This is a genomic window from Brevibacillus borstelensis (assembly GCF_037834415.1).
GTDB classification, from domain to species: Bacteria; Bacillota; Bacilli; order Brevibacillales; family Brevibacillaceae; genus Brevibacillus; species Brevibacillus borstelensis_A.
On the sequence record NZ_JAUMSJ010000017.1, the window covers coordinates 88472 to 101686 of the forward strand.

Below are 13215 nucleotides of genomic sequence, written 5' to 3' on the forward strand. Positions count from 1 at the left end.
GATGCCAACCGATATTGGTGTAGTAGGAGAAGTAGTAACAAAACGCACTCCTTTTTCCAAACACTATCTTCTTTCAGACGGCTCTTATAGAGCCGTCATTTCTTTAGAACCTATGCATTATCAATGCGAGAGTGGCTACCTGCATAACATTGATACCGATCTACACGACGAAGCTGACTTTGACGTTGTAGAGGCACCAATATCAAAAGATGCAAAACTATTGTTCGATGAGCGGAGAACAGAGGTAGCAGCAGCAAAGAAGAAAAGAGTGCTTGACCGTTCCCGGCATGACTTTTGCGCATTGAAGGTACCGTTTCAAGCGGTTATTCCGCGTCAGTTCCGGAAGGGGTATACCATTGGTAAAGGGGCCGACTCGCTAACCTTCCGGCCTGTCGGCGTATCTCCAACAGTTGGACGGCAAAGACACGACGACCGATCTATCGTAGAGTACCAGGATGCTTGGCATGACACGGATGTAACGTTGCAGATTACACCAACCGGAGTAAAGGAGACGATTGTCCTCAAATCCATCGAATCCCCAACTTCATTTACCTTTGAAGTAGACGGGGATTTGAGTGAATCTCTTGAGGCAGGAGAATTGCAGTTGCAAGACGCATGGTTGGAAGATGCCCAAGGGGTAAAAAGAGACGTACAGCAGATTGTTCGCAGAGAAGGAGAAAGGACATACCTTGATCTTATTGCGGCTGTAGATGGACTATCTTACCCGATTACGATAGACCCAACAGTTAGCTTCTCAAAATGGAACTTCATTGTTGAAAGGAGAGAGGCGAAGACTTGGTCTGGACTCCAAAATGCTATAACAGAAACGGGTAGTGTTCGTGCCGATGCGTTTAAAAGCTGGCTACCTGCAACATATTCATACGTAGTAGCAGTATGTCTCATGTCATTCGATACCAGTGCTCTTCCCGACGACAGTTTCATCATTTCAGCGAGTTTAACTGTGGGGCCTGATGATCACTACGGGAGCAAGTTAAATGGAGAATACTGGAATGGGGCAACCGGTGGTTTTTGGTCGATAGATGTTGGGACTAATGCCTTTAGTACGTCCTTGTCTCCAAAACGACCGAATACGATTGCTTTAGGCACTTTAGGAATCAACAAGATTGGATATACGCGAATTAGGATGGGCTTGGCTGCAAGCAACCCTCCAACAGATCAAAACGGTGTTGTCAACCTTGCTTACTTACCAGGCACACCAGTCCTTGAAGTTCAATACAATATTACTCCTACAGTACCTACCCTATTAACTCCAAACGGCGGTGAGACTTGGAACGCTCTTCATACGATTACTTGGTTGGCCGCTTCTGATCCTGAGGAACCACAAAGCAGCCTGCGATACAATATCCAGTTATCAGTTGACAACGGTACGAACTGGAAGGATATTGTTCCGTTAACCCAAGCTGGCGTTACCTCATATTCTTACGATTTTTCACATGAGCCGGAAACATCCTTGGCTAGAGTTCGAGTACGAGCGTATGATGGATATTCTTACGGTCCTTGGGATGAATCCGATGGAGTTTTTACCATCATACACAACCAGGCTCCAACTGCACCGACACAACTCTCGCCAAGCGGAGGCGCAGCAGTTGATCGAGCATTAACCCAACGCCTGTCCTGGAAGCACAATGACCCAAACAGTAATGACCCTCAAAGTAAATTTGACTTGCAATGGCGCCCAGTGGGGACAACCACATGGAATCCTGTTTCGCAGACAACGCCTAATCAGTATTGGAATGCTCCTGGAAATACGTTCCCTCGTGGAAATATTGAATGGCGAGTTCGCACCTATGATCAGGCAGGCCTGAGTGGTCCATACTCAGCACAGGCAACCTTCTTCGCTGGGGATAAACCAGCTGAACCGACAATAATCGGTCCGTCTTCCCCTGTACCGATTGCTCGCCCTACGCTGGAATGGTCGAGTTTTGGACAGACAGCCTATCAGGTGCAAGTGCTAAATACGGTACGAGTGACCTTGTGGGACAGTGGTGAAGTAATCAGTACCAATAAGGCCCGAACGATTGGCATGGATCTGACGAATAACACGAGCTACATTCTGCGTGTCCGGATTAAGAATGCAGACAACCTATGGAGTAGTTGGGTAGAAAGGACAATAGCTGTCTTCTATACGACTCCACCCACTCCGCTCCTGACTGTCACCGGCCATGATCGGGAAGGGAAAATAACGGTGGCCATTAAAAATCCGGCTCCAAGTGGAACAGAACCAAATGTCAAAAGTAATGACCTATTTAGAAGAGAAGTTGGACAGACAGAATGGACAAGGATAGCTACTGGCATCCCAGTCAACGGCAAATTTGATGACTACACCGTGGCAAGTGGTACTCCTTACGAGTACATGGCTCGTGCACAGGGCACCAATGGAACGATTAAAGATACTCACTACTATCAAGGGAAGATATTCTTAGTCGGTGCCTGGCTTCACTGCGTAGACGATCCACTTGGTACAGCGCACCGCTTCGTATTGAGCAGTGGCAATAGTGAAGAGTGGAAAACAGAAGGGACACTAATGAAATTTGCTGGGCGGCATAGGCCAGTTGCGGAGTTTGGAGAAAATGATAGCGGTCGCATTTCAGTAAAGTTAAAGATGCTCCGTAAACAAGAAGATCGGGAAATCTTACAGAGCATTGTTCAGCGTAAAGCGACAGTTTGCTACCGTGACAACCGCGGCCGGAAAATGTTCGGCGTCATATTTGTCCTGCCGAGTTCCGATACGTTTTACGGATATGGTGTAGGCATTTCTATTGACGAGATCGACTACCGGGAGGATGTGTAATGCAGACACTAGCCAGAAACGGATACACTGCTGAGCAGGTGAAGAAAGCCTTGCACGCCCCCCACCGGTCCCTCCGTTTTCGATACGAGCTATTGGACAAGCAGAATCAGCTCAAGGCAAATCTATCAGGGGTTCTTAGCGGAAAAGTATCGTACCAATCGCTTGCCCAAATCAAGCGAACCGCTACGTTTAAGTTACGAGAGGACAGTTCGATTAACTTCCTTTCTGACCGAATCAAACCCTATGTCCTACTACGAATGTCGGACGGCGGATGGACAGAATGGCCGCTTGGCGTGTTTGTGCTTTCAACGCCGCCAAGAAGGGTAGATGGAGCCGGGGTCATTACCCGGATGGTGGAAGCCTATGACCTGCTGCAGGTATTGGTCGACGACAAGGTGGATGACCGGTATACGGTAACCCGAGGGACGAATTATATCGCAGCTGTAAAGACTTTGCTGGACCGATCCGGGATTGCTGGGCAGAATCTGACTGCAACGGATAAGACTTTGCCGTCGGATCGGGACTGGGACCCAGGAACGACCATTCTAAGCATAATCAATGACCTATTGGGGGCGGTAAATTACCGCTCCCTTTGGTTTGATGAGCATGGGATTGCTGTAGCGCAGCCGTACGTTACGCCTGCAAGTCGTGCCAGCGAATACACCTACCGAGACGACGATAAGTCAGTAATTTTCCCAGACGTTGAGCAGTCCCTAGACTTGTTTGCAGTGCCTAACAAATGGGTTTTGGTCGTATCCGAGCCAGACCGTCCGCCATTGGTCAGCACGTACACGAATAGCAATCCTGAGAGCCCTACAAGCACCGTAAGCCGCGGTCGAACAATCGTTGACTACCGCGAGTACGAAGAGGCAGCAGATCAGTCCACGCTTGATGCTAGGGCGCAAAGGATCGCCTCCGAAGCCAGCCAGGTTTACGAGTCCGTGGAGTTTGAGACGGCCATCATGCCGATGCACTCGGACATGGATTGCTTGACGCTTGAATTCACGGCTCTTAGCATTTCCGACAAGTACATCGAAACATCGTGGGAGTTTGATTTGCGGGCGGGCGCTCGGATGAGGCACCGTATCCGGAAGGTGGTGAACGTCTGATGAGTGCAGAGGATTTTCTGGACATTCTTTCACCGGAGCAGAACGTCCCTTCACCGTTCAGGATGGGCACTATTCCGGCCAGCTACACGAGCGGCCTCCCGCCAGTCCAGTTCGATGGGGAGACGAAAGCCAGCACGAAGCGTTATCCGTTCTTGGAAGGGTATACGCCAAGAGCCGGAGATCGTGTTTTGCTGGCCCGCGTTGGGCATGGCTGGGTGGTGGTAGGGAAAGTAAGGACCACGTAAGGCCTCGATTATTCGGGGTTATTTTTATTGCCGTTTGGCAAGGAGGGGAAAACCATTGAGTATGAAGGATACTTTAATCACGGCAGCGATTGGAGCGAACGGTAAGGAAACGGCAGTTGGCGGCGTGGTGGCCGTCGTTGGATCGACACTCAGCGCGTTCCTGGGCGGGTGGGACATTACACTCAAGCTTCTGGTTTACGCAATGATTGTAGATTATTTTACGGGTTTACTCGGGGCCATTCGGTCCAAAAATGTTGACTCGGAAGTCATGTTTTGGGGCGGGATCAGGAAGAGCGTCATTCTTGTTGTTGTCGGGATGGCGGTCATGTTGGATCAGCTCATGGGGAATGATACGCCAGTATTTCGAACGCTGGCCTTGTACTTCTATATTGGCCGTGAAGGGATCTCCATCCTTGAAAACCTGGGCCATCTTGGCGTTCCGTTTCCGGCCTTCTTTAAACAGATCATGGAGCAGCTGAACGAGAGGGGGAATCAACGTGGCAGCAACAACTAAAGGTATTGATTGCGCCGTCCCATTGACGGCTGAAAAGGCAAAGAAAATGAGCGAGGCGGGCATGCGTTTCGTCTGCCGGTATCTCGTTCCTGCGAGCATGGCGTGGAAGCGGTTGACGCGCAGCGAGGCTGAGGCGATCACAGCGGCCGGCATGCGGATCGTTAGCGTCTTCCAAAGAGGAACCAATGACGCTGCAGGCGGCGCTGTCAATGGGACAAGGGACGGCAAGGCAGCCTTCCAGGAGGCCAAGCTGATCGGGCAACCGGAAGGTACGGCGATCTATTTCGCCGTGGATTTTGACGCTCAGCCGAAGGATTACGCAGCCATTGAAGCGTACCTTCGTGCAGCTGCTAAGGAATTGCCCGGCTATTACGTTGGCGTGTACGGCTCCTATTCTGTCATTGAGGAAATGGCCCGACGTGGCGCGTGCTCTCACTTCTGGCAGACCTACGCCTGGAGTAAGGGGCGGCTTTCGCACGCGGCGAACATCTACCAGTACAAGAACGGGCAGGAGCTGGCCGGGCATCAAGTAGACCTCAACGACGGTCTGGGCAATGAGGGGTGGTGGGATACGACTGTGCAAAATGTGGAAAAGCCTGTTAATAACACTATCGACAAAGCGGCAGCCGAGAAGGTGATCGGCGTACTTGGGGCGCTCTGGACGGCCAGCTCGGACAAGCAAGTACAGGCAGCAGCTCACTTCGCCGCCAACTCGCTGCGGGATGCAGCAGGGATTCCGCGTCAATGAGTAACGCCCTCCGAAAAGGAGGGCTCTTTTTTTTGCGTTACTGAGATATTTGAATAGAGGATGCAATACCGTCCCTGAAGTAAATATAATTTGATCTAAACTTATCTTTGGTAGGATAGATCCACTGTTCATGTACGCCCCATGATTCCATTGATGTGTTAATCTTTTCTGGTTTTCCCACTGACATGAGCACCATTTCTTTCGTCATTCCTACAGCGACTTTCCCCTGTTTGATGCCTTCATATACAGCATTAGGCCACTTCTTGTCATACGGGTTTGTATAGGTAAGCATGTCTTTTAAGCTTTCTGCATTGACCATTCTTACTGCATAGAGCTTGTCGCCCGACTTCACATAAACTTTAAAAGTGTTTTGTAAATTCTCTGGCTCTACGTATTCGATTGTGACAGGTGTGAGGTTAGGTAGTTTAACCGGCTGATTAATTTTATCAGTGATGAATGGTGATCCGATAATCCAGTTGGTTTTTCCTAGATGCTCCTTGCCAAACTTTGCGAATTCGGCGATCAGGGCAACCCTGTGGTTATAGCTTGCATAAGGATCAAAGTTTTTGTTATCTGTTCTTTCGGAAATGGTGATGGTCTTGGAGTCAGAATTATATAGGGCTGAATAATTGAAAAGCTGGTTAATAGAGTATTTTGAAAGCATAAACGTGTTGTTGATAATTTTTGGAGGTACATCTATTAAAACAGGCTTATCTTTAAGGGACCCTATTTCTTGATCAGCAGTAAAAGAAAAGGTGTAGGGGGCAGTCCCTTTCAAAGTTTTTGTATTTGGGTCATATGTAAATTCAACTCCAAGGCTCTCAAGAAAAGGTCTGGCAGGAACGTACTCGAATCCACCGTTTACAATGACTGCTTTTGCCTCCACCTGTTTTCCGTTGATAATCAATTCTAATGGTGTGATTTGGTCAGAAGCGTTAACCATGTTTGGTAATGATAAGATGGCCATTAAGCAAAATGAAATTAGTGCCTTTCTCACTATGTGACTCCTCCTATGGGTTATTTAAATAGCTTTTTGAGAAAAGAAAAGAGATCAAAAGTTGTGCGATTGTATACCTTGTTGTATGCATACTTCTTGGGGTTTCGCAGCCATCCGTACCCGCGCGGCATCTTCAGGCCAGCTCTGTGGACGATCTGTCTCTTTAAGCTAGTGCGGGCAGAAATCCGTTTTTTCAGACTTGGCTTCCTCATCCCAAACTTCAAACCAATCCCTCCCTCTTTTTGTAACATTGTACCATTTTTGGTTCGATAGTCTCAGTGATTTTTGAAAAGATGTTTGCTCGATAACCAGACATAAGCATATAATGAACGCAAACAAACGTTCGTGAATAGGTGATATAGGATGGAGCCAAAGGAGTTACTGCACAATTGGTTTATTCTGAACAAGACCGTTTCCTATTTGAAGGACGATCTGACTTTAGCCCAATCGGCCCCGTTAAAGATTCCTGGCATCTTGGCAGGTGGGATCCGTGCCATGGGAAGTATGTTGTATGCCCAGGAGAGGGAGGCGGCCAAAGAGCTGCGACAGAATGGGGTGCGGATTGTTAAGGAATTTTACGACCAGCGGGAGTACTTTGTGGTATGGTCGCACCGGGGCCAGGTCGAGATGCTCCGGCTGCATGATAATTTGGTATTGATGGGCGTGCAGAAGAAGGTCAATGAAGTGAGGCAGCAATTGACATGGAGCAAAGAAAACCCGACACCATGAGAGAACGGAGCCGGGTTTTCGTGACCATATTTTGACCATATTCTTATCTGAACACATCCTAAGATACCGGATATAAAACGTGAAACTTCCTATATAATAGTAGGTAATCCTAGCGTATCCTAGGCATTCATTTAAGAGCGTAAGAAATACGGTCTCAAAGCAGCTCGTCGCGCGCCTCAATTCTCCAAGCGCTAAGAGAAGCTTTATGCAAAACCCCTTGTTCTTTGTGTATGCAAAGGCAGGGGTTTTTGTTTTGCTCTTAACGGATTGCAAACGGGCTTATTGAGTGTCCAAACGCGAACAAGCCGTCATATTTGCCGACCTTTGTCCATATGATGAAACGAGAATGGACAAAGGGGACGGTGCAAGGTGGCTCGAAAAGTAACGGGATACATCCTTTCATTTCTTTTGCTCGTGCTGTTGCTCACCTACGAAGCACCAGATCGTTCCTCCTGGACGACCTGGTCGTTGCCTCTGGCAGGGACAGTCATCGCTATCGATCCGGGACATGGAGGGAAAGATGGCGGAGCTGTTTCATCAGATGGCAGTGTGATCGAAAAAGAAGTGACATTGGCGATCAGTTTGTACTTGCGTGATTTCCTCCTGCAGTCAGGTGCGCACGTCATCATGACGCGGGAAGAGGACAAGGATTTGGCTACTCCGGAGGCTGAGCGGCTTCGGAAAAGAAAGTCGGAGGATATTCGCAACCGGGTCAAGTTCGTCAACGAAAATACCCCGGACTTCCTCGTCAGCATTCACGTCAACTCCATCCCCTCGCCAAAGTGGAAGGGAGCCCAGACGTTTTATTACCCCGCTTTTAAAAAGAGCGAGGAAATCTCCTATCTGATCCAGGATGAGATCAAACGGGTTCTGGAGAATACGGACCGGCTGCCGAGCAAAACAGGCAACGTATTTCTGATCCGCGAGGTGGACTGTCCAGCCGTATTGGTAGAGGTTGGTTTTATCAGCAATGAGGCAGAAGCGAAACGCCTGCGCTCGGTCGATTACCAAAAGGCGATGGCCAATGCGATTTACCAAGGGATATTGAGACACTACGCCGGCGAGAAGCCGCCAGCTGCCCCGTGATCAGCACTTGTTGTGGCTTTGGGTAATAATTGCGTGTGGCATGCGGCAGTTAGAAATACCCGCATCCGTGTGCGGTCTCGTCGGATATGCTATAATGGACGCGCATACCTCTGAAGAGCTTTTGTTTTCGTTTGGAAAATCTTGAGATCGAGGTGGACGAAAGTGTTGACCAAAGAAAGCGTACTGGAAGCGCTGCGCGATGTAAAAGACCCGGAAATAAACCGCAGCTTGGTCGAATTAAATATGATTCGGGACATTCAGATCGAGGGAGAAACCGTCAGTTTGACCGTTGTTCTCACCATCTCTGGCTGTCCGTTGAAAGCCAAAATCGAACAAGATGTAATTGCTGCCGTCAAAGAGTTGGGCGCCAAAGAAGTGAATCTGCGCTTCGGCTCCATGACAGATGAGGAACGCGCTGCGTTGAGTGCGCAGCTGCGCGGGGGACAAGCGTCCTCTCCTTCCCCGGCAGGACAAGCGACTGTACTGAATCCGATCCTGGCTAAAGACTCGATGACCACGTTTATTGCCGTCACTTCCGGAAAGGGCGGCGTAGGCAAATCGACCGTCACTGTCAACTTAGCCGTCTCTCTGGCCCGTTTTGGAAAAAAAGTCGGTATTATCGACGCCGATATTTATGGTTTTAGTGTGCCTGACATGATGAATATTGAACAGCGCCCGACCGTTATCGGCGAGACGATCCTGCCTGTTGACAAGTTTGGGGTAAAGGTTATGTCCATGGGATTTTTCGTAGAGGACAACTCCCCGATCATCTGGCGAGGACCGATGCTGGGCAAAATGCTGCGGAATTTCTTTACGGAAGTCCATTGGGGCGAAGATCTCGACTATCTATTGCTTGATTTGCCTCCCGGTACAGGCGATATGGCTCTCGACGTCCATACAATGATCCCGCAAAGCAAGGAAATCGTCGTGACAACTCCGCATGCAACTGCCGCCTTTGTTGCGGCTCGCGCTGGTGCCATGGCTAAGAAAACGGGACATGAAATTCTCGGTGTCGTCGAAAACATGGCTTGGTATGAGGCCAAAGACGGTTCCAAGGAATACGTCTTTGGCAGAGGCGGAGGTGCCAAGCTTGCCGAGACGCTTGCGACGGAATTATTGGCGCAAATTCCACTGGGGCAGCCTGAAAATCATCCGTCAGAGGTCGACTACTCTCCATCTGTATACCGGGCGGATACGGAGATCGGCAAGCTATACATGGACATGGCGAAGCTTGTTGTTGAAAAGTGTGAAGCGGCTGTTAATCAGTAAATCCTTGTATAGGAAAAGGTGGGCTCTGGGTGGAGCTCACCTTTTGTAATAATGGTGATTTTATACGCCATATCTGCCTATCGAATACGTGTAACGAAGGCTTGCGAAAAGGTGCGGAGCTGTTTGCTCATGTCGCATTGCCGCCGCCACCGCTGCCACCTCCGCCGCCGCCGCCTTCACCACCCTGACCGCCGCCTTTTTTCTTTCCTTTCTTCATTTCTTTTGGCTTCATCATGTCTTCGGTCGCCTTTGTCATCAATCTCATGAGCTCTTCCTGGAACAGAGGGCTTTGTAGGGATTCCTTCATAACTTGCATGGTTTGCTTTCGATATGCGGAGCTTCGCATCATTTCCATCAAATTTTTTTCAAACTCCGGATCCTTCATGATGCCAATCAACATTTTTTGATATTCCGGATCCTTCATCAGGTCCTTCATTAACGCTTTATGCTCGTTTTTCATCGATTTAGCCAGGGTGCTGGCAAACTTTGGATCCTTAAAGGCTTCTTTGATATGCCGGTTTTCCGGATTGGAAATGCTTTGGATCAGCGTTGTTTTCACGGTTGACTCGTCCATGATGAGGTTCTGCGTAAATTTTTCGTCCTTCATCATTTTCGCAACGGAATTTTTGGCCTCTTCCGTTTGCAGAATGTCGAGAACCATGTCCTTTACACTCTTATAATCAGGCTGTGCCGGGCCCTGTGCCTGTCCCCCGTTGCCGCAGCTTGTCATGATCAGGCTGACCGCCAGCAACAGCCACAAAGAAACGCTTTTCTTCCACATGAGGCGGTTACCCTCCTTTACCCTGTCTAAAAGTAACGTGCGCATTTTGTTTTGTTCTTACGCTAGTATTTTCTTGCATGGGTTGGTACAATCATAAGCGATGCAGATGGGAGGGACGTTCTGGTGAGCTTGCGCAAGTATGGCTGGCTGTTTTTTACTACCTTGCTGCTCGGCGGTTTGGGCGGTATTGTGGTAGGTCTTATCTTTGCTTCCGATAAATTACTGGGAGGCACGATGGCCAACTTTTTTATGGGAACCTTTATGCAAATGCTGTATGGAATGACGATCAGCATTGTGGCGCAAATGGGCCTCTTTGCTTATATGACGATCAGTTATTTTGCCAGAGGTCTTTTCAGAAACCCGGGCTTGTGGAAGAATATACAGATTTTTCTAGTGTTATTTGTGTTTTTTGACATGATTTATTTGCGGTACACCATGTTGGGAGAAGGCTCAGGGCTATCAGAATTTTTCGTCGAGCCCATCCTTTTGCTTGTTATTGCGGTTGTCACGGCTTATGCCAAGGCAAAGCTGACCAATCCAAGCGCTTGGGTGCCGACATTGTTCTTTATGTTTGTGTTTACTGCCGTTGAGTGGATTCCGGCTTTGAAACAACATAATTTTTATGCCACGATGTCGATGCTGGTTCCCCTATTGTTCTGCAACGTTTGGCAAGTGATGCAACTTCATCGGGTGGTAAAATAAGAAAAGCTGACCTGGCTTGGTCAGCTTTTTCAATTAATCTCCTGGGAATTAACCTGGGAGCCGGCGATCAACTCGGACACGGTGACAAATTCATATCCGTCAGCACGAAGCTTATCGATGATTGTAGGCAAGGCCAGATGGGTTTCTTTGCTCGTGTCGCTGGCGTGCAACAGAACGATGTCCCCCGGGTGAGCTTTTGACAGCACGTTATTCACGATTACGTCTACACCGGGGTTCGTCCAGTCCTGGGAGTCCGTATCCCATTGAATGACCGTGTACCCCATACTGCTTGCGATTTGCAGAACCCGCTTGTCGAAGTCCCCGTTTGGCAGGCGGATCAGCGTAGGTTTCTTTCCGATAAGCTCTGTCAAAATGGTGTGGGCCTTGCTGATCTGTGTCCGGATTTCCTCATCGGAATACTTGCTGTAGAAGTCGTGGTTGTTTCCATGTGAACCAATTTCAAAACCGTCTTCTTTGATGCGTTTGACAATCTCCGGATGTCGCTGACTCCAGGGGGCGGATAGAAAAAAAGTGGCCTTGCTCACCTTTTTCTCCCGGAGCACATCGAGAATGGGTGTGGCCCGGGTTTCCCCCCAGCTAATGTCGAAGGTCAAGGCTATTTTCTTCTCCTTGGTGTCAATCTTATAGATGGCTTGAGGGGCTTGAACCCCGTCGGAAATAACAGCGATGGCGTCACGCTCGGCATAGGCGATTCCAGCTGCCATCAGCAAGGCGGTCAGGATAATCATCCACTGTTTCAAGCGTTGTGCGCTCACGACAAACATAAACTTCATGAACAGCACCTCCTTTGTCCCATAACAGTTTATGCTGGGCAAACGAGGATATTCTTTGTCCTGTTGGGTTATGATGCGGTACAATGCATATAGTGTATTAACCAGGCTATAGCTATAAAGGAGCGTGGCTCATGAGAACGCAGTTTAACCGCCTTTGGACGGATAACAGAAAGTATTTCCTGACGGCTTGTCTGCTTTTTGGGGGAGGGGCCGTTTTGGGGTTTTTGCAGGCGCATGCATTGGAGGAAATGGTAAAATCCCTGCTGGGTCAGTTGAAAGATGTGATTGACCGGATACATGCGAACGGTGGCGGCGTATTCGCGACGTTTTGGGCTATCTTCTCCAATAACGTAACCAGCTCTCTCATGATGATGGCAATGGGGCTGTTTTTTGCCTTTTTTCCCGTGTTCGGCTTGATGGCGAACGGTGTGTTGCTTGGTTTCATCTTTGCGAAATACAGTTCTTTCGGTGTAAGCCCTTGGCTTGTGTTCGCAGCCGGCATTTTGCCGCATGGCATTTTGGAGCTGCCGGCAGTGTTGTTTGCCGCAGGGGTAGGGATACGTCTCGGCATGCTCAGCTTGCGATCGGTAGGAGCCTTGATCCAACCGGTAAAATGGGAGCAAGTGAAAAATGATTGGTACGATACGTTAAAGCAGTTTCCGATGGTCGTACTCACTGTCATCGGCATGCTGTTTCTGGCCGCTATTATTGAGAGCAGCGTTACTCCGCTGATTTTACAAGAAGTGCTTGGCGACCAGCTTAAGCAGCTGAATCTTATCAAATAGCAAAGTGAATCTTCAAGCACCTTAAAAAAGGGTGCTTTTTTTCTTTTCGAGTCTTGAAGGGAAAAAGATAAATCAAAACTTTCCCTGCTATGATACGAAACTGACCGAGCTTTTCGGATGAATACGGTTGAAATGCCTGGGCAATGATATAGGGTAGACTCGGAGAGGCGGAGGTTGATCTGATTGTTGGGTTTCCTGTTTACATCAAAAGAGGTGCAAGAGCTGGAGTATCTGCTGAAACGGGAACTGGAGGAAATGCTGCTTGATTTTAGCGACAAGCGTATTGATTATTTAGTGAAAAGAGCCATGGAGGAACGGTACTCGATTATCTTTCGAATGTACGCCCGAATCGCTTCCCCCAATGAGATTTCGAAGTATGTAAGACGTAAAAAAACGGGGGAAGAGAACTTTACTTAAAACTTTTTTAAAAAAACCTATTGACTCTAACTAGGCTAGCGTGATAGATTAATTCTTGTCCTCGAGAGAACGACTTGAAAAACTAGTTGCCTCGAGACGGTGAAATAGATGAAATGCTCTTTGAAAACTGAACAGCGAAGCGTTTTTACCGAAGTAATGCCAGATGTCACGCTGAGGCACTTCAGTATCGAAGTGATGCCGGTTGTGACTGCTGAAATACTTCGTTC

Annotated in this window: 15 protein-coding genes and 1 pseudogene; 12 read left to right on the forward strand and 4 right to left on the reverse strand. The window is 48.5% G+C overall.

Annotated features, from left to right (window positions below; all coding sequences use genetic code 11):
- The first annotated feature begins 1 nt into the window (after window position 1).
- The 5 genes from Q3F21_RS15225 to Q3F21_RS15245 all read left to right on the forward strand — a co-directional run bounded on the left by Q3F21_RS15225 (window position 2) and on the right by Q3F21_RS15245 (window position 5428).
- On the forward strand, window positions 2-2812 hold the full coding sequence (locus tag Q3F21_RS15225) for a hypothetical protein (RefSeq protein WP_340254458.1): 2811 nt from the start codon (window positions 2-4) through the stop codon (window positions 2810-2812).
- Entirely contained in the window at window positions 2812-3921 is a 1110-nt protein-coding gene (locus Q3F21_RS15230; RefSeq protein WP_340254461.1) for a hypothetical protein, read from the forward strand. Before Q3F21_RS15225 ends, Q3F21_RS15230 begins: the two co-directional genes overlap by 1 nt.
- On the forward strand, window positions 3921-4166 hold the full coding sequence (locus Q3F21_RS15235) for a hypothetical protein (protein ID WP_340254464.1): 246 nt from the start codon (window positions 3921-3923) through the stop codon (window positions 4164-4166). Before Q3F21_RS15230 ends, Q3F21_RS15235 begins: the two co-directional genes overlap by 1 nt.
- Window positions 4167-4227: 61 nt before the next feature.
- Window positions 4228-4680, forward strand: a complete 453-nt coding sequence (locus tag Q3F21_RS15240; protein ID WP_340254504.1) for a phage holin family protein — start codon at window positions 4228-4230, stop codon at window positions 4678-4680.
- Entirely contained in the window at window positions 4664-5428 is a 765-nt protein-coding gene (locus Q3F21_RS15245; RefSeq protein WP_340254467.1) for a DUF1906 domain-containing protein, read from the forward strand. The genes Q3F21_RS15240 and Q3F21_RS15245 overlap by 17 nt, the downstream gene beginning before the upstream one ends.
- A 37-nt stretch (window positions 5429-5465) precedes the next feature.
- On the opposite strand, the gene Q3F21_RS15250 is transcribed toward Q3F21_RS15245, so the two are convergent.
- On the reverse strand, window positions 5466-6425 hold the full coding sequence (locus tag Q3F21_RS15250; RefSeq protein ID WP_340254470.1) for a copper amine oxidase N-terminal domain-containing protein: 960 nt from the start codon (window positions 6423-6425) through the stop codon (window positions 5466-5468).
- A 20-nt stretch (window positions 6426-6445) separates the two neighbouring features.
- On the reverse strand, window positions 6446-6649 hold the full coding sequence (locus tag Q3F21_RS15255; RefSeq protein WP_340254473.1) for a hypothetical protein: 204 nt from the start codon (window positions 6647-6649) through the stop codon (window positions 6446-6448).
- 139 nt (window positions 6650-6788) lie between these two features.
- Here Q3F21_RS15255 and Q3F21_RS15260 point away from each other — a divergent pair, with 139 nt between their 5' ends.
- From Q3F21_RS15260 to Q3F21_RS15275, 4 genes and pseudogenes are all read left to right on the forward strand, one after another.
- Window positions 6789-7154 (forward strand): hypothetical protein, encoded by a 366-nt coding sequence (locus tag Q3F21_RS15260; RefSeq protein WP_340254476.1) that lies wholly within the window; start codon window positions 6789-6791, stop codon window positions 7152-7154.
- A gap of 135 nt (window positions 7155-7289) precedes the next feature.
- Window positions 7290-7349 (forward strand): annotated as a pseudogene (rpsI, locus tag Q3F21_RS15265) (30S ribosomal protein S9); the annotation flags it as partial.
- Between the two features lie 174 nt (window positions 7350-7523).
- Window positions 7524-8240 carry an N-acetylmuramoyl-L-alanine amidase CwlD gene (gene cwlD / locus Q3F21_RS15270; protein ID WP_340254479.1) on the forward strand — a complete coding sequence of 239 codons (717 nt, stop codon included), beginning with the start codon at window positions 7524-7526 and terminating at the stop codon, window positions 8238-8240.
- A 162-nt stretch (window positions 8241-8402) separates the two neighbouring features.
- Window positions 8403-9509: a P-loop NTPase gene (locus tag Q3F21_RS15275; RefSeq protein WP_340254482.1), complete on the forward strand. Its 1107-nt coding sequence runs from the start codon at window positions 8403-8405 to the stop codon at window positions 9507-9509.
- Between the two features lie 127 nt (window positions 9510-9636).
- On the opposite strand, the gene gerD is transcribed toward Q3F21_RS15275, so the two are convergent.
- Window positions 9637-10290: a spore germination lipoprotein GerD gene (gene gerD / locus Q3F21_RS15280; protein WP_340254485.1), complete on the reverse strand. Its 654-nt coding sequence runs from the start codon at window positions 10288-10290 to the stop codon at window positions 9637-9639.
- Window positions 10291-10413: 123 nt separating this feature from the next.
- Between gerD and Q3F21_RS15285 the strand changes: the two genes are divergently transcribed.
- Complete coding sequence (locus tag Q3F21_RS15285; protein ID WP_340254488.1) at window positions 10414-10992, forward strand: KinB-signaling pathway activation protein; 579 nt, start codon at window positions 10414-10416, stop codon at window positions 10990-10992.
- Window positions 10993-11021: 29 nt separating this feature from the next.
- Here Q3F21_RS15285 and pdaB read toward each other — a convergent pair whose 3' ends face one another.
- Window positions 11022-11786: a polysaccharide deacetylase family sporulation protein PdaB gene (gene pdaB, locus Q3F21_RS15290; protein WP_340254491.1), complete on the reverse strand. Its 765-nt coding sequence runs from the start codon at window positions 11784-11786 to the stop codon at window positions 11022-11024.
- Window positions 11787-11917: 131 nt separating this feature from the next.
- Between pdaB and Q3F21_RS15295 the strand changes: the two genes are divergently transcribed.
- Window positions 11918-12571 (forward strand): stage II sporulation protein M, encoded by a 654-nt coding sequence (locus Q3F21_RS15295; RefSeq protein WP_340254494.1) that lies wholly within the window; start codon window positions 11918-11920, stop codon window positions 12569-12571.
- A 183-nt stretch (window positions 12572-12754) separates the two neighbouring features.
- On the forward strand, window positions 12755-12988 hold the full coding sequence (locus tag Q3F21_RS15300; protein ID WP_340254497.1) for a hypothetical protein: 234 nt from the start codon (window positions 12755-12757) through the stop codon (window positions 12986-12988).
- The last annotated feature ends 227 nt before the right edge of the window (window positions 12989-13215 follow it).